Below are 16456 nucleotides of genomic sequence, written 5' to 3'. Positions count from 1 at the left end.
CTTCTCGAATTTTGCGGCCCGGACCTCTCTTCGAAATCCTAGCACGGCTCGGCTCGCACTGAAAATGCGATTGCCGGGCTCGTCGTCTCCGTCAGCTGCGGGCGCCCGCCTTGCCGTCGAGCAGCGCGATCAATCCCTTGAGGATCTCGATCGGCGCCGGCGGGCAGCCTGGAATGTGCAGGTCGACGGGCACCACGTCCGCCACGCCGCCGACGACCGCGTAGCTGCCGGCGAAGCAGCCGCCGTCCCTGGCGCAGTCGCCGAGCGCGACCACCCATTTCGGGTTGGGGGTCGCGTCGAAAGTCCGCTTCAGCGCCTCGCGCATGTTTTTCGTGACGGGCCCGGTGACCAGAAGCACGTCGGCATGGCGCGGCGACGCGACGAAGCGGAAGCCGAAGCGCTCGATGTCGTAGAAGGCGTTGTTGAGCGCGTGCATTTCAAGCTCGCAACCGTTGCAGGAGCCGGCGTCCACGGCGCGGATCGACAGACTCCGGCCGAGCCGCTTGCGGGCAAGCCCGTCGAGGGCGCGTGCCAGCTCGTCGACGGCCGCGTCGCTCGATTGCGGCGGGCGCTCGGTCAAGGGCGGGCGGATCAGGCTTTCGAAGAGCAGTTTTCGCATGGCGGTGTGCCTTGGCCCGGCTTAGAGGTCGTGGCCGGAATAGGAGCAGTTGAACGATTTGTTGCAGAGCGGGAAGTCGGCGACGATGTTGCCTTCGACCGCCGCTTCCAGCAGCGGCCACTGGAACCATGAAGGGTCGCGCAGGTGGCAGCGCTCGATCGTGCCGTTCTCGCCGATGCGCAGCCAGGCCAGTATGTCGCCGCGGAAACCCTCGACCAGCGCCATGCCCTCACGCGGTCCATCCGCAATATCGCCCGCTGCAGCGATCTCGACGCCGATCGGGCCGGCGGGCAGCCGCCCGAGGATCTGCTCGACCAGCGACAGGCTCTGCTCGACCTCGCGCACGCGGATCCAGACGCGCGCGTTGACGTCGCCCTCCCGCAGCACCGGCACATCGAAGGCGAGCTCGTCATAGGGTGCGTAACCCGGGGCGCGGCGCGCGTCGAAATCGCGGCCCGACGCCCGCCCGGCATAACCGCCGGCGGCATATTGCCGGGCAAGCTCGACCGTGAGCCGGCCGGTCGCCACCGTGCGGTCCTGCAGCGATGCCGTGTTGTCGTAAAGTTCGGCCAGATGCGGGAAGCGCTGCCTGATCTCCGCGACCAGCGACCGAATGGCGCTCGTCCCCGCCTCGTCCAGATCGCTCGCCGTGCCGCCGGGTACGATACGGTCGCGCATCAGGCGATGGCCGAAGGCAGCGTCGGCGGCGCGCAGCACGCGCTCGCGCAGCACGCCGCAATGCGCGTGCATGATCGCGAAGGCGGCGTCGTTGCAGATGGCGCCGATGTCGCCGAGATGATTGGCAAGACGCTCCAGTTCGGCCATCAGCGCCCGCAGCCAGATTGCACGCGCGGGAACCTCGAGCCCGAGCGCGGCTTCGACGGCGCGGCCAAAGGCCAGCGAATAAGCGACCGTGCTGTCGCCCGACGTCCTGCCCGCGAGTTTTGCGGCCCGGTCGATCGGCGCGCCTGCCATCAGGCCCTCGATGCCCTTGTGCACATAGCCCAGCCGCTCTTCCAGCCGCACCACCGTTTCGCCGCCGGCCGTGAAGCGGAAATGCCCCGGCTCGATGATGCCGGCATGCACCGGCCCGACCGCGATCTGGTGCAGGCTTTCACCCTCGGCCGCGAGGAACCGGTAGGAGGCGGCGGTCGCCGGTCCGCCGGGCCGCACGGCCAGCGGATGCGAGACGCCCCATTGGCCATGATCGAGCCAGCGGCGGGTGTCGGGCAGGCCCTGCGGCGCCAGCCCGAACAGGTCCGCGGCGGCGCGTTCCAGCCGCAAGGCCGGCGGATGGTGCTGGCCGACCGACGGGTAGCGGCCGCCGCGGCAATCCAGGCTGACGACGCCGACGGTCTGCGCTTCGTCGAGAAGCGCCATATGCACCTTGTCCGGCTCCCCCCACAGGCCGAGCAGGCTCCAGCGACCATTGGCGAGCTGCTCGACCGCGAGGTTCCAGGCCTTCGCGGTCACCACGGCGCGCGGCCAGGGAACGTGATGCTCGATCCGACGACCGGCTTCGATGACATCGGCGAGCACGGGCGTTTTTTTCCTCACCATGCGCATCACCCCAGAATCCCGGCGACGTGCTGGAACCACGCCACCAGCGGCGCCGGCAGATAGATGCCGGCGGCAAACACCAAGGCGAGGTGCGAGTACATCGGCACGTAGGACGCCTCGACCGGCGCCATGCCGCCGCGCGGCTCGCCGAAGGCAAGCCCCGTCAGCCGCAACAGCAGCGCGCCGAAGGCGATCAGCAGCCCGAACACCAGCGGGATCGCCAGCCACGGATGCCTGGCGAAGGTCGAGCTGACGACCAGGAACTCGCTCATGAAGATGCCGAGCGGCGGCAGGCCAGCGATCGCCACGACGCCGATGACGAGCGCCCAGCCGAGGCCGGGATGGCTTTCGGTCAGGCCCCTGATCTCGGAGATCTTCTGCGTCCCCTTGACCTGCGCGATATGGCCGACGGCGAAGAAGATCGCCGACTTGGTCAGGCTGTGCATGACCATGTGCAGCAGGCCGGCGAAGTTGGCGAGCGGGCCGCCCACGCCGAAGGCGAAGACGATGATGCCCATATGCTCGATCGAGGAATAGGCGAACAGGCGTTTGATGTCGCGGCGGCGGTAGAGCATGAAGGCCGCGAAGATCAGCGAGGTCAGTCCCATCGTGACCATCAGCGGTCCGGGGCCGATCGCCTGCGGGCTTGCCGCGAGCAAAAGCTTGAAGCGCAGCACGGCGTAGAGCGCGACGTTGAGCAGCAGGCCCGACAGCACCGCCGAGATTGGCGTCGGGCCCTCGGCATGCGCATCGGGCAACCAGGCATGCAGCGGCGCGAGACCGACCTTGGTGCCGTAGCCGAGCAGCAGGAAGATGAAGGCGACGCTGAGCAGCGCTGGGTCGAAATGCGCCGCCTTCTCGATCAGCACCGACCAGACCATGGCGTTGGTGCCTTCGCCGACGACCGGCTGCGCGGCCATATAGACGAGGATGGTGCCGAACAGCGCCAGCGCGATGCCGACGCTGCCGAGGATGAAGTATTTCCAGGCCGCCTCCAGGGCCTCATGCGTGCGATAGATGCCGACCATCAGCACGGTGGTCAGCGTGGCGAGCTCCACCGCGACCCACATCAGGCCGATATTGTTCGACACGAACGCGAGGTTCATGCCGAACATCATGATCTGGTACATCGCGTGGTAGAATCTGAGGTTCGGCGCGGTCAGCCGGCCGGTCTCCAGCTCATGCGCGATATAGGAGGCGCTGAACACGCTGGTGGTGAAGCCGACGAATGTGTTGAGCACGATGAAGACGATGTTGAGATCGTCGACGATGAGATATTGCCCCGGCGCCGGCCGCTCGGTGACGAACAGCGACAGCGCGGCGAGCAAGGTGAGCAGGCTCGCTATCACGTTCACGATCGCCGTCATGCGGTAGTTCGGCAATGCCGCCAGAATGGCCGCGGCGGCGGCCGGAATGAAAAGGATCGCGGCCACGGCGTCGAAGGAGAACCCGCTCACCGGCGTTCTCCCCGATAGTCGTCGAGCGCGCCGACATCGACCGAATCGAACCGTTCCCGTATGCGGAACAGGAAGACGCCGATGACGATGAAGGCGATCAGGATCGAGAAGGCGACGCTGATCTCGACCACCAGCGGCATGCCCTTGGCGCCGGTGGCGGCCAGCACCAGGCCGTTCTCCAGCGACATGAAGCCAACGACCTGGCTGACGGCGTTGCGCCTTGTCACCATCACCAGCAGCCCCAGCAGGATGATCGACAGCGCGAAGGCGAGGTCCTCGCGGGCGAGCGGGTCGGCCTCGGGCGTCACCCGCAGCATCAGCACCATGGAGAGCGTCACCAGCCCGATGCCGGCGAGCATGGTCGGGCCGATGCCGACGGCGGTCTCGATGTCGCGGTGGATGCCGAGCCGCTGGATGATGCGATGCAGCCCGACGGGAATGACGATCGCCTTGAAGACCAGCGCGATGGCCGCCGTGATATAGAGATGATGCGCGTCCTGAATGTAGGCCTGCCAGGCCACCGAGAGCGCCAGCACCACCGCATGCAGCGCAAAGACGTTGATCAGCGCGAACAGCCGGTCCTGGTAGAGCATCATGAAGGAGATCAGCACCAGGCTGCCGGCGAGCAGATGGGCGATGTCGAAGGTGAGACCGTTCATCACAGGCTCCGTGAGACGAACAGCAGGAGCGTGCCGAGCAGCGCCAGCATCAGCGCAGCACCGAGGAAGTCCGGCACGCGGAAGACGCGCATCTTGGCGACCGCCGTCTCGAACACGGCGAGCAGGATGGCAAGCACGGCGAGTTTGCCGAGATAGGCGGCGGCGCCGATGGCCAGCGCTTGCGGCCCCGTCCCGGCGCTCGCCAGCCCCCAGGGCAGGAAGACGCAGGAGATCAGCGACATGTAGAGCAGCAGCTTGAGGAAGCTGGCGAGCTCGATCATCGCCAGATGGCGGCCGGAATATTCCAGGATCATCGCCTCATGCACCATGGTGAGCTCCAGATGCGTGGCGGGATTGTCGACCGGTATGCGCGCGTTCTCGGCGATCGCCACCATCACGAGCGCGATCAGCGACATGCCGAGCGACACCCGCAGCCCGACCTGCGGCGAACCCATGAAGGCGGCGACAGTCGAAAGCTGCGTGGCGCCGGCCACCAGTGCCAGGCTGAAGACGATGAGCAGCATCGCGGGTTCGGCCAGCGACGCGATCATGACCTCGCGGCTGGCGCCGATGCCGCCGAAGCTGGTGCCGACGTCCATCCCCGCCAACGCCAGGAAGAAGCGCGCGCTGCCGAGCAGCGCCACGATGACGATGAGATCGGCCGCCCAGCTGAACTGGAGGCCGGAGGCGAAGGTCGGAACGAGCGCCGCCGCGACCCATGTGGCGGCGAAAATCAGGTAGGGCGTCACGCGAAACAGCCAGGATGCGTTGTCCGCCAGCACGACCTCCTTGCGCATCAGCCTGACGAGATCGCGATAGGGCTGGATCACCGAGGGTCCCTGCCGCCGCACCAGCCTCGCCTTCACCTTGCGCACGAAACCGATCAGAAGCGGCGCCAGCAACAGCACCGAAAACATCTGCGCGCCCTGCACGGCAAACACCAGGATCACGGCCATAGCGCAAGCACCAGGAGCAGGATGACGAGGTAGAGGAAGACCAGCGTCAGATAGCGGCGGATGGTCAGGAACTGCAGGTGGTTCAGGCGCCCGGTGGCGAAATCGATCGCGCCGGCGATCGGCTGGTAGAAGATCTCCCAGGCCAAATCATGCATATCCACCTTGAGGCGCGCCGGTTCGAGGGAACCCGGCGCCGGCATGTCCACCGTCTCGCGGGCGCGGAACGCGAAGCTGCCGAAGACGCGGCGGATGGGCTGCGCGAAGCTGACGGCGGTGTATTGCGCGGCCGGCACCGGGTCGGCGAAGCCGCACCCCCATGCAATGCCCCTGCGCAGCGCATGCGAGGCGAAGCGGTGGATGAAGAAGGCCGCGAGCGACGCCGAAATGGCGATGAAGGCGAAGACCAGCAGGCCGTTATAGGAGCTGCGGCTCTCGGCGATCGGCACGATCGACAGCCAGGGCTCGGCCATCTGCACCGGCATGCGGTCGCCGATGAGCGAAAGCGTCACCGGCGACAGGCCGTCGATGACCAAGCCGGGCAGGATGCCGGCGAGCAGGCAGAAGGCGGCAAGCACGGCCATCGCCGCCAGCGACCAGCGGTCGACCTCATGCGCGCGTTCCACCACCGCCGATCGCGCCCGGCCAAGGAAGGTGATGCCGAATGCCTTGACGAAGCAGGCCGCGGCCAGCGCCGCCGCCAGCGCCAGCATGCCGCCGACCGCGGGCACGATGACCTTCAGCCCCCATTGCGGCAGTTCGGGGCTGCGCAATATGGCCTGGAAGACCAGCCATTCGGAGGCAAAGCCGTTGAAGGGCGGCAGCGCCGAGATCGAGACGCAGCCGACGAGAAAGACGAAGCTGGTGACCGGCAGGCGATGGATGAGGCCGCCGAGCTTTTCCATGTCGCGTTCGCCGGTTGCCGTCAGCACCGCGCCGGCGCCGAAGAACAGCAGGCTCTTGAAGAAGGAATGGTTGAGCACATGGAAGAGCGCCGCGGTGAGGGCCAGCGCCGCGGCCGAGGGCATGGCGTTCGCCTTGAAGGCGAGCGCAAGGCCGAGGCTGGCAAAGATGACGCCGATATTCTCGATGGTCGAATAGGCGAGCAGCCGCTTCAGGTCCTTTTCCATCAGCGCGTGAAGGATGCCGAGCACTGCCGTCACGCCGCCGATGAGGAGCACGGCGACGCCCGACCACCATGCCGGCGCGCCAAGCAGGTCGAACACCACGCGGATGAAGCCGTAGATGGCGACCTTGGTCATGACGCCGCTCATCAGCGCCGAGACGTGGCTGGGTGCCGCCGGATGGGCAAGCGGCAGCCAGGCATGCAGCGGCACCAGGCCGGCCTTGGAGCCGGCGCCGAGCAGCATGAGAACGAGCACCGCGCCTGCCGCGAATGGGCCCGGATGCGCCGTCCGCATCGCGTCGAACGCATAGGTTCCCGCCGGTCCCGCCAGCAGGCCGAAGGCAAGCAGCAGCGCCATCGTGCCGAAGCTCGCCATCATCAGGTATATGGTGCCGGCGCGTCGGTTGGCGTCGTCGCGGTGATGCGCCATGACCAGCGCCCAGGAGGCGAGCGACATGAACTCCCAGGACAAGAGGAAGCTGAAGGCGTCGTTGGCCAGCACCACGAGGTTCATGCCGGCGAGGAACGCCGGATAGAACGGCAGCACGCGATGTGGCGCGGATTCGTGCCGGCCGTAGCCAAGGGCATAAAGGCTGGTGACGGCGCCGCCTAGATTGACGACGATGAGGAAGAACGCCGACAGGCCGTCGAGGCGGAACCGGGCGCCGGTCCAGGGCAGGCCGAGCGGCAAGGTGGCGGACGCGTCGCCGGAATTGCCGGCGAGATGGCTGGCAACGATCACGATCAGGGCGGCTGAAATGGCAAACGCGGCGCCGTAGACCAGACGCGTCGCGGTGGTGTGCCGGCTGACGACCGCGGCAAGGATGGCTGTTGCCAGAAGCGCGGCAGGACCGCACAGCAGAAGAGCCACGGTCGAGATCACGGCAGGCTCCCGCCAGGCTCGACATCGCCGGCATCGGATGCCCTGGCCGGATCGAACCCGCTCTTCAGCCGCACGCCGCGACCGCCGCCCTGGCTGACCGCGCCTTCGCCGATCAGTTCGATGCCGGCCGCCTCGAGCGCGGCGATCAGCTTCATCAGCGAATCGACATTGCCCCGGATGATCGAGCCGCTGGCTTCCATGCGCTGGATCGTCGGCACCGACAGGCCGGACAATTCGGCAAGCCGGCGTTGATCGATGCCGAGCAGCGATCTTGCGGCGCGCAATTGCGGTGCGGTTATCACCGACGACTCTCTCGTTCAGTTCTGAGATATGAGGTGTCGGTGCTGCAGCCTACATTAAAATGTTCTATCGTCAAGGATTGATGTATAAAACATATATGTTGATGGCAACCGCAGCCGCAGGTCGGCTATGGGCATTTGCCAGCGGAAGATCGATTGCGAAGTAGCAAACGCGGTCCGGAGCCGTCATGCCCGCTCGCCAGAGGCGAGGAGAATATCCGCCTCCGCGACGCAATAAGGCGCGTGGCGGAAATCGCGGATGCGGACGACTTCATCGCCGCGCCAGTCGATCAGCACGAAGCCGCGCACCGTATCGCCGGCTCGCGGGTTGCGGATCAGGATCGCCGGCCGGGCCTCGACGAAGCCGAGTGACAACGCCCAGTCGCTCATGCGGTCGTAATTGCCGAAATAGGTCGAGGCTTCCTTCTTGCCGTTGAGGCGGGCGCGGTTGACGACGTCGACCTGGATGTCCTCGGCGATCAGCATCCTCACCCCATCGAAATCGCGCGCGTTGAACAGGTCGACATAGCGGCGCAGCCGACGCTCCTCCTCCGGGTCGAGCTTCGGCATGGTCATGTCGTCCGGCAACGCGGCCAATGCCTTCAACTCCGCCCGGCCGCGATGCAGCGCTGCCTTGACGGCGGCAAGCGTCGCGCCCGTCACCTCGCAGGTCTCATGCAGGCTGAGGCCGAGCACGTCGACCAGGATCACGGCGCTGCGCTGCGCCGGCGTCAGCCGCATGAAGCTGCGCAGGCTCATGGCAGTCGCGAGCCTCGTCTCGGCGCTGGCGGAGAGGTCCGCTACCGCGGTCATGTCGGCCTCGCTCATTCGCGAACGCTCCCGCTGGCGGCGGCGCAGATGATCCTGCGCCGCATTGTGGGCGATGCGGAACAGCCATTGCTCGGGACGCTCGACGCGCGCGCCGCCATCATGGGCGGCAAGCGCCTTCACCACCGCCTCCTGCACGATGTCCTCACCGTCGATCGCCGAGCCGGCCATGCGCGCCGCATAGCGGTGCAGTTTCGGCCGCAGGCCGACGAGCATGGCTTCAAGTTCCGCGCGGCCGAACCCTGCTGAGCTCATCGTCCTCTTTCTCGCCTCGCCGATCACAAGCCGTGCCCGGGTCAGGCGGGCACGGCTTCACCGGCTTTGGCCAGCATACGATAGTTGCCGACGATCTTCGCCGGCGACCTCGCCAGCGGCGTCGAACGCCGCCCGGCATGATCGGCGCCGAACGCCTTGAACGCGTCCAGCTCGGTCAGCGCCGAACTGTCCTTGTCGTAGCCGACGAGGTGGACGAATTCGCCATTCTCAAGTTCCAGCACCAGATAGCGCACCGATTGCGGCTGCGTTTCATCCAGCGCCTCGAACACCTTTGCCACCAGCGCCCGGTTCTCGGCGGTGCTGGCGTCCTTCACGCCGTAGCGGATGAGATTGTAGGTCATGGTCGTCTCCTGTTTGCGGATCAGCGTGAGGAAGACGTTCCATGGGCTCGAAAGGATTCCCGGGCGGGTTACTATCTTTCGATTCGTCTCCTGCGATCAGCCGCTTCCGCCGATCATGGAGACGATCGTGTCGTCGCCGGCCGATTGCGGTCGCATCCGGCCGCTGGCCAGCTCGATCGACAGTTTGCATAAGGCCGAGTTGACGGGTGTCGCCATGCCGTTGAGCCGCCCGAGAAGGACGATCTCGCCATTGAGGAAGTCCGTTTCGAGGGACCCAGTCCCGCGCACGATGCTTTGCAGCGTCGACGACCCGACGCGCACGCGGCCCGGGACCGTGCCGATTGTCAATTCTTCACGGGCCATGGCGTCGTTTTTGTCCCAGTCGATCCCGGCCGCGCTCAGCACGGCTTCGGCTTCGGCTCGCGCCTTCGCATACCATTTCCGCTGCAGCTCGGTATCCCCGAGCGCGGCGTCGATGATGTTTCGAAGGTTGGCCAGCAGCTTGCGATATTTGCTGCTCATCACATTGTCCCTGGGGTCGACGATGAAACCGGACGCGCTCAGAACCCCGCACAGTTTCTCGACTGTACCGTCGATTCCGGAAGGATAGCGGCCGATATCGAAGGCGCCGATCCTGGGCGCGAAATAGGCCGCTACCTGGCCAGGCGTGTCGTAATCGGCCGGCAGCATCACCGTCGCGCCATAGACATTGGCGAAGAAACGCAACGCCAGCGGCTCGTTGGCAACGCCGTTCTGGAAACAGAATACGGGTTGCGCCGTTACGCCGGCGGCGTTGAGCCGCTGCAGTGCGCCGAGTGTGTCGGGGGTCTTCATCGTCAGGAGCACGACATCGTCCGGCCTGAAGGAAATCTCCGTCGGGTCGGCATGGACGGGAAAGCGCGCGATCCTGGTGCCTTGCGGGGTGGAAAGCGACAGCCCCGCAGCGCGGATGGCATCGAGCTGCCTGCCGCGGGCGATGCCGATGACCACATGGTCGGAAAAGCTGAGCTGGGCCGCGATAGCGCCGCCGACCGCGCCGATGCCATAGACGATGATGCGCATTCTGTTCCCGCTGTGATTGGAGTTGGGACTTCGGTCGACAACGATTGACCGAAAAAGCCTACAGCTTTGTCGCTGAACCGGCGATCACCCTGGCGCTGCGTTCACGCAATCGTGGCTGCCGCCGCCCGCCCCGCGCTGCGCCCCGAAAAAATGCAGCCGCCGAGGAAGGTGCCTTCCAGCGCCGCGTAGCCGTGCACGCCGCCGCCACCGAAGCCGGCCACTTCGCCCACCGCATAGAGACCCGGCACCGGCTGGCCGGCGGCGTCGAGCACCCGGCTGTCGAGATCGGTCTGCAAGCCGCCCAGCGTCTTGCGGGTCAGGATGTTGAGGCGCACCGCAATCAGCGGGCCGTTCGCCGGATCGAGCATCTTGTGCGGCCTGGCTGTGCGGATCAGCTTGTCGCCGAGATAGGCGCGGGCGCCGCGCAGCGCGGTAATCTGCGCGTCCTTGGAGAATGGATTGTCGAGTTGCATGTCGCGGGCGCGGATCTCGCGCTCGACCTGGGTGACCTCCAGCAGCGGCGCGCCGCCGGCCAGCGCGTTCATGCGCGCCACCAGCTTTGCAAGGTCAGCCTCGACGATGAAGTCTTCGCCCTTTTCCATGAACGCCTTCACCGGCCCGGGAATGCCGCTTGTTGCGCGCCCCAGCACCTGCCGCCAGCTTTTCCCCGTGAGGTCGGGGTTCTGCTCGGAGCCCGACAGCGCGAACTCCTTCTGGATGATTTTTTTGGTCAGGATGAACCAGGAATAGTCGAAGCCGGTGCCCATGATGTGGCTGAGCGTGCCGAGCGTATCGAAGCCCGGGTAGAGCGGCACCGGCAGCCTTTTGCCGCGTGCGTCGAGCCAGATCGAGGAGGGGCCGGGCAGGATGCGGATCGCGTGATCCGTCCAGATCGGCGCCCAGTTCTTGATGCCCTCGACATAGTGCCACATGCGGTCGCGGTTGATGATCGAGCCGCCGGCAGCCTTGGTGATCGCCAGCATGCGCCCATCGACATGGTCGGGCACGCCGGTGATCATGCGCTTTGGCGGCGCGCCGAGGCGCTCAGGCCAGTTCCTGCGCACCAGCTCGTGGTTGCCGCCGATACCGCCGGAAGCCACGATCACCGCTTGTGCATGGAGCTCGAAGTCTCCGGTCACGGCGCGCGAGCTTTTGTGGCCGCGCTCGACGCTGCTCTGCTCCAGCACGTCGCCGCGCACGCCGGTGACGGTGTCGCCAGTGCGGACGATCTCGTTGACCCGGTGGCGGAACCTGAACTCCACCAGCCCCTTCTTCTGCGCCTCGCGCACGCGCAGCACGAAAGGTTCGAGCACGCCGGGCCCGGTTCCCCAAGTGATGTGGAAGCGCGGCACCGAATTGCCGTGGCCGGTCGCATTGCCGCCGCCGCGCTCGGCCCAGCCGACCACGGGGAAGAATTTCAGGCCGCGCTCGATCAGCCATGAGCGCTTCTCGCCGGCGGCGAAGCCGACATAGGCCTCGGCCCATTTGCGCGGCCAGAAATCCTCCGGACGGTCGAAGGCGGCCGTGCACATCCAGTCCTCGAGCGCGAGGTCGTGGGAATCGCGGATGCGCATGCGCCGCTGCTCGGGCGAATCGACCAGGAACAAGCCGCCGAACGACCAGAAGGCCTGGCCGCCCAGCGACTGCTCCGGCTCCTGGTCGACGATGACGATCTTCTTGCCGGCGTCAGCCAGCTCGGCCGCGGCGACGAGGCCCGCCAGCCCCGCGCCGACAATGATCACGTCCGCGTCAGCCATTTTTCCTCCGTGGCCGGCAAAGCAATTCCAGGAAAGGCGGTTTTCCGTCCGGAATTGCGTCAAACAAAAGAGCTAGACGTTCTCCCAGCCGTCCTTTTCTCCGGCGCGGAAAATAGCGTCGATGACTTTCTGGTTGAGCACCGATTCCTCCAGCGTGAAGACGCGGTCCTTGCCACCCTGCGCGGCACGCACGAAAGCCTCGCATTCCAGCCGGTACTGCTGCGTGCCCGGGAAGCGGAACACCTGCGCTTCGGTGTGGTTCTGGTTGTGCAGCTCGATGCGGTGATGCTCGTAGAGCCCGGCATTGAACGGGCCAAAAACCTCGATGAAGCCCTTCTCGCCATGGAACACCATAACCTGGCGGGCCGCCATCTGCGTCGACAGATAGAAGGACAGCTCGAAGTCGCCGAAATCCGCGCGGATCGAGGAATAGATGTCGGTTCCGAAGGTCTTGTCGCGCTCGATCGTCGCCTGCACGCGGATCGGCTCCTTGCCGGTCGAAAAGCGCGTCGACACCGTCGGATAAACGCCGATATCGGGCAGCGCGCCGCCGCCGAGATCGAGCTGGTTGCGCATGTTCTTGGGGTCGACATTGTAATAGGAAAACGCGCCCTGCACATGCCGCAGCCGGCCGATGGCGCCGCCGGCGATGAGGTCGCGCACCTTGATCCATTGCGGATGGTAGACGACCATGAAGGCCTCGCAGACCAGCACTTTCTTTTCGTCGCGCAGCTTGATCAGCGGCGGGATGTCCTTGGCGTCGAGCGCTAGAGGCTTCTCGACCAGCACATGCTTGCCCGCTTCGATCGCCTTCGCCGTCCATTCGACATGCTGCGATGTCGGCAGCGGGATATAGACGCCGTCGACGTCCTTGGAGGCGAGCAGCTCCTCGTACGAGCCGAAGGCATGGCGGGCGCCGAAACGCTCGCCCAATGCCTTGGCCTTCGACAGGTCGCGGCTGGCGATCGCCGACAGGACGCCGTTCTCCGAATCCACGATTGCCGGCAAAAGCTGCTCGCGGCCGATCTTTGCCGTCGACAGAACACCCCATCGGAACATCACGCTTCTCCATGTCGGTTTACAGGTAACGAGGTTTGCCCGAAATCGACGGAAAAGCCAATCGCAGACGCGGGCCACAAAACGCCTTCGTCATCCTCGGGCTTGACCCGAGGATCCATTCCGTAACCCTTGACGTAAAGTGCAGCGGCGCAGAATTCTGTAACCGTTGCAATGCTTTAGCGTCACGGAATGGATCCTAAGGTCTGCGCGCGTCGCTTCGCTCCTTGCTTCGCCCTAGGATGACGAACTCGAGGACGTGGGGCTTGGAACTACCCCCTTCTCCCCATCAGCGTCATGTCGAAGTCGACGATGTTGGAATAGAGCGGCGTGCCGACATCCATCCCGTAGCGCGACCGCAGCACCTTGCCGGTGACATGGAACCTGATGGTCCCACCCTTCAATCCACCGAGTTCAGCCGTGAATTTTTCCGAAAACGTCTTGCCGCGCGCCGTCAGCCGGCCGGTGACAAGCGCCGTCGTGTCGCCGGTGCGGGTGACGCTGGTCGAGCGGAACTGGATCTCCGGATTGTTGGCCGCGTCGAACACCGCGTCGGAGCGCAAGCTTCCGCCGGTGGTTTCGCTAATCTCAGAAGTCGCAGGAAAGGCGCCGGCCTGGCGACCAGCCCCTTCTCCCCGTTCAACGGGGAGAAGATGCCGGCAGGCAGATTAGGGGCGGTGCCGACGGTTGAAAATTTGCTTATCAACCTTGAAGCGTGATCTTGCCGCGCTCCTACCCGCTCACCTTGAAGAAATCCACGAACGCCCTCAGCGCCGGCCGCATCTGCCTGCGGCTCGGATAGTAGACGAAAAAGCCCTCGAAGGTCGGGCACCAATCCTCCAGCACGCGGATCAGCCGGCCGTCGGCGAGCGGCGCCCGCACATAGGGCTCGAAGACGAAGGCAAGCCCGGCGCCGTCGACCGCCGCCTGGGCGATCAGGTGATCTTCGTCGAGGATCAGCGGCCCCTCGGCCGCGATCTCGATTTCCTCGCCGTCCTTCTCGAATTCCCAGCGGTAGAGGATACCGCTGGAGAAACGGAAGCGGATGCAGCGGTGGTCGGCCAGCTCGCTCGGATGGCGCGGCTTCGGCATCACCGCGAAATAGGATGGCGCTGCGACCACCGCGCCGCGGATATTCGGCCCGATACGCACCGCGATCATGTCGCGCTGCAGGCTTTCGCCGAGCCGCACGCCGGCATCGAAACCGCCTTCGACCACATCGGTGAAGCGATCCTCGATGACGATCTCCAGCACGATGTCGGGATAGGCGGCGGCGAAGTCGGCAAGCCGTGGCGTCAGCACCAGATGCGCGGCGGTGCGCGGCACGGTCAGCCGCAGATTGCCAGCCGGCCGGTCGCGCGCCTCGACCGCCGTCTCCAGCGCCAGATCGATCTCCGACAACGCCGGCCGCAGCCGTTCGAGCAACTGTGCGCCTTCCTCGGTCGGCGCGACACTGCGGGTGCTGCGCGCCAGCAACCGCACGCCGAGCCGTGCTTCCAGGGTCGATACGGCATGACTGACCGCCGACGGCGCGATGCCGAGCTCGCGCGCCGCGCGGCGGAAGCTGGCGCATTGGGCGACGGTGGCGAGCACCGCGAGCTGGGAGAGGTTGGTTCGGTTCATTGTTCTATTTTATAGAGCAAGCCGTGCGAAAGAGAACCAATTATCGAACGGAGTGCAAGGCGTTATCTCCCTCCCATTGCAACAAGGAGACGCGTGATGAAAACCCGCAAGCTAGGAACTGAACTCGAAGTCTTCCCCGTCGGCCTCGGCTGCATGGGCATGAGCTTCGGCTATGGCGGCCAGCCGGAGGCGGAAGCCATCGTCACGCTGCGCCGCGCCGTCGAGATCGGCGTCACCTTCTTCGACACCGCCGAAGTCTATGGTCCGTTCGAGAACGAGATCCTGCTCGGCAAGGCGCTGAAGCCGGTGCGCGATCATGTGACGATTGCCACCAAGTTCGGCTTCAAGATTTCCGAGCACGGTTCGGGCATGGACCGCATGATCGGCGTAGACAGTCGCCCCGAGCACGTCAAGGCAGTGGCCGAAGCCTCGCTCAAGCGGCTCAATACCGACGTGCTCGACCTCTACTATCAGCACCGCGTCGACCCCAACGTGCCGATCGAGGACACGGTCGGCGCCATGGCCGAGCTGGTGCGCGAAGGCAAGGTGCGGGCGCTCGGTCTGTCGGAGGTGAGCGGCGCGACGCTGCGCCGGGCGCATGCCGTGCATCCGATCGCTGCGGTGCAAAGCGAATATTCGCTGTGGAGCCGCGATCCCGAGGACGAGATATTTGCCGTCTGCCGCGAGCTCGGCATCGGTTTTGTCCCCTACAGCCCACTCGGCCGCGGTCTGCTCACCGGCACGATCGGCAAGCCGGACGCGCTCGGCGCAGGCGACTGGCGCCGCACCCTGCCGCGCTTCAAGGCCGAAGCGATGGCAGCCAACAATGCGGTCATCGCCGTGCTGGAAAAGCTGGCGGCTGAAAAGGGCGTGACACCGGCGCAACTGGCGCTGGCCTGGGTGCTGCACCAGGGCGATTTCATCGTGCCGATCCCCGGCGCAAGGAAGATACGCCATCTGGAGCAAAACACGGCGGCGGCCGGCATCGAGCTGAGCGCGGCGGAAGTAGCGGCGATCGGCGATGCGCTGTCGCCCGACAAGGTGGTCGGCAAGCGCTACACGGAGGAACTGCTGGCGCTGGTGAATGGGTGAAGGTGGCAAGGGCGCTTCGGCGCCTCCTTCTCCATAAGCCGTGCAGTGCGAGAGATTTCGCGACGTTAGCGCGAGGCACCCCCCTCTGGCCTGCCGGCCATCTCCCCCGCAAGGGGGGAGATCAGATGTCGTCTGGCCTTTCGCCAATCACCAGCGCTGCAAGAAGGGGTGCCGCCGACGAAACTGCCAATCTCCCCCCTTGCGGGGGAGATGCCTGGCAGGGCAGAGGGGGGTGCTGTCCCGCCAGCGTCTCTCACCACGCCACCACACTAATCTCCGGCCAGTACTCCCGCGCCCTTTTCCCCTTGGCTTCATGCGTCCGCTGATTGTCCAGCACCCTGTTCGGCGTAATCCGAAACGAAAAAATGTCGTCGAGCCCGAATGGCGCCACCAGCTCCAACGCACCGTCCCGTCCGAACCGCACCCCGACCGCATGCGTCTTCGAGGCAAAATAGCTCACCGGCTCGCTCGCGCTCGCATAGCGCGGGCACTCCTGCCCGAATTTCTGCGGATACCACAGATGCACCCGTGCCTGGTTGCGCACCTCGACCGGCAGAGCCAACCCCGCGAAATGCTTCGCCGCCCGGCGGATCACCGCATCCTCGGCCTCGTAGGACAAATCGGCGTCGTCGAAATAGAACAGGTCGATATCCTTGATGCCGTATCCAGGCGGCTTGCCGGTCAGATGGTTCCAGACGCTGTTGTAGAGCGCGCCGGAAACCACCAGCCAATCCGGCAGCGCAAGCTGGCGCACCCGCGCCAGCGTCTCGCTGAGCAGCGGGTCGGCCGCAACGATCCTCAGGAACGCCGCGTGCTGTTCTTCAAAAGGCAGGCCGGAATAGCGGAGATGGTGCATCGCCCTTTG

General features: G+C 65.7%; 15 protein-coding genes and 1 pseudogene. 1 reads left to right on the top strand and 15 read right to left on the bottom strand.

Annotated features, from left to right (window positions below; all coding sequences use genetic code 11):
• Positions 1-91 precede the first annotated feature (91 nt).
• The 14 genes and pseudogenes from nuoB to FJ414_RS04680 form a co-directional block, all read right to left on the bottom strand.
• Complete coding sequence (gene nuoB, locus FJ414_RS04745) at positions 92-619, bottom strand: NADH-quinone oxidoreductase subunit NuoB (protein ID WP_140641832.1); 528 nt, start codon at positions 617-619, stop codon at positions 92-94.
• 21 nt (positions 620-640) lie between these two features.
• On the bottom strand, positions 641-2179 hold the full coding sequence (locus tag FJ414_RS04740) for an NADH-quinone oxidoreductase subunit C (protein WP_140641830.1): 1539 nt from the start codon (positions 2177-2179) through the stop codon (positions 641-643).
• A gap of 5 nt (positions 2180-2184) precedes the next feature.
• Positions 2185-3636 (bottom strand): hydrogenase 4 subunit F, encoded by a 1452-nt coding sequence (locus tag FJ414_RS04735; RefSeq protein WP_140641828.1) that lies wholly within the window; start codon positions 3634-3636, stop codon positions 2185-2187.
• A complete protein-coding gene (locus FJ414_RS04730; RefSeq protein WP_140641826.1) occupies positions 3633-4295 on the bottom strand; it encodes a hydrogenase-4 component E in 663 nt (220 codons plus the stop codon). Before FJ414_RS04730 ends, FJ414_RS04735 begins: the two co-directional genes overlap by 4 nt.
• On the bottom strand, positions 4295-5251 hold the full coding sequence (locus tag FJ414_RS04725; protein ID WP_140641824.1) for an NADH-quinone oxidoreductase subunit H: 957 nt from the start codon (positions 5249-5251) through the stop codon (positions 4295-4297). The genes FJ414_RS04730 and FJ414_RS04725 overlap by 1 nt, the downstream gene beginning before the upstream one ends.
• Entirely contained in the window at positions 5242-7254 is a 2013-nt protein-coding gene (gene hyfB, locus FJ414_RS04720) for a hydrogenase 4 subunit B (protein ID WP_181181534.1), read from the bottom strand. The genes FJ414_RS04725 and hyfB overlap by 10 nt, the downstream gene beginning before the upstream one ends.
• Positions 7254-7559, bottom strand: a complete 306-nt coding sequence (locus tag FJ414_RS04715; RefSeq protein ID WP_140641820.1) for a helix-turn-helix transcriptional regulator — start codon at positions 7557-7559, stop codon at positions 7254-7256. Before FJ414_RS04715 ends, hyfB begins: the two co-directional genes overlap by 1 nt.
• A gap of 183 nt (positions 7560-7742) precedes the next feature.
• Positions 7743-8639: an RNA polymerase sigma factor gene (locus tag FJ414_RS04710; protein ID WP_140641818.1), complete on the bottom strand. Its 897-nt coding sequence runs from the start codon at positions 8637-8639 to the stop codon at positions 7743-7745.
• A 41-nt stretch (positions 8640-8680) separates the two neighbouring features.
• Positions 8681-9001, bottom strand: a complete 321-nt coding sequence (locus FJ414_RS04705) for a hypothetical protein (RefSeq protein ID WP_246672298.1) — start codon at positions 8999-9001, stop codon at positions 8681-8683.
• 96 nt (positions 9002-9097) lie between these two features.
• Positions 9098-10063, bottom strand: coding sequence for a 2-dehydropantoate 2-reductase N-terminal domain-containing protein (locus tag FJ414_RS04700; RefSeq protein WP_140641816.1), 966 nt, complete (start codon positions 10061-10063; stop codon positions 9098-9100).
• A gap of 101 nt (positions 10064-10164) precedes the next feature.
• The gene (locus tag FJ414_RS04695) at positions 10165-11820 is read right to left on the bottom strand and encodes an FAD-binding dehydrogenase (RefSeq protein ID WP_140641814.1); all 1656 of its coding nucleotides are present in this window, start codon (positions 11818-11820) and stop codon (positions 10165-10167) included.
• 72 nt (positions 11821-11892) lie between these two features.
• On the bottom strand, positions 11893-12879 hold the full coding sequence (locus FJ414_RS04690; protein ID WP_140641812.1) for a Gfo/Idh/MocA family oxidoreductase: 987 nt from the start codon (positions 12877-12879) through the stop codon (positions 11893-11895).
• Between the two features lie 269 nt (positions 12880-13148).
• Positions 13149-13439, bottom strand: a pseudogene (locus FJ414_RS04685) (YceI family protein); the annotation flags it as partial.
• Between the two features lie 169 nt (positions 13440-13608).
• Positions 13609-14499: a LysR family transcriptional regulator gene (locus tag FJ414_RS04680; RefSeq protein WP_140641810.1), complete on the bottom strand. Its 891-nt coding sequence runs from the start codon at positions 14497-14499 to the stop codon at positions 13609-13611.
• Positions 14500-14595: 96 nt separating this feature from the next.
• Here FJ414_RS04680 and FJ414_RS04675 point away from each other — a divergent pair, with 96 nt between their 5' ends.
• Positions 14596-15591 (top strand): aldo/keto reductase, encoded by a 996-nt coding sequence (locus FJ414_RS04675; protein ID WP_140641808.1) that lies wholly within the window; start codon positions 14596-14598, stop codon positions 15589-15591.
• 253 nt (positions 15592-15844) lie between these two features.
• Here FJ414_RS04675 and FJ414_RS04665 read toward each other — a convergent pair whose 3' ends face one another.
• Positions 15845-16447 carry a nucleotidyltransferase family protein gene (locus FJ414_RS04665; RefSeq protein ID WP_140641806.1) on the bottom strand — a complete coding sequence of 201 codons (603 nt, stop codon included), beginning with the start codon at positions 16445-16447 and terminating at the stop codon, positions 15845-15847.
• Positions 16448-16456: the final 9 nt, after the last annotated feature.

Origin of the sequence: Mesorhizobium sp. B3-1-6, from assembly GCF_006439555.1 — a bacterium.
Taxonomy (GTDB): Bacteria; Pseudomonadota; Alphaproteobacteria; order Rhizobiales; family Rhizobiaceae; genus Mesorhizobium.
Note: the sequence above shows the minus strand (reverse complement) of the source record. Positions and strands in the feature narration are given on the sequence as shown.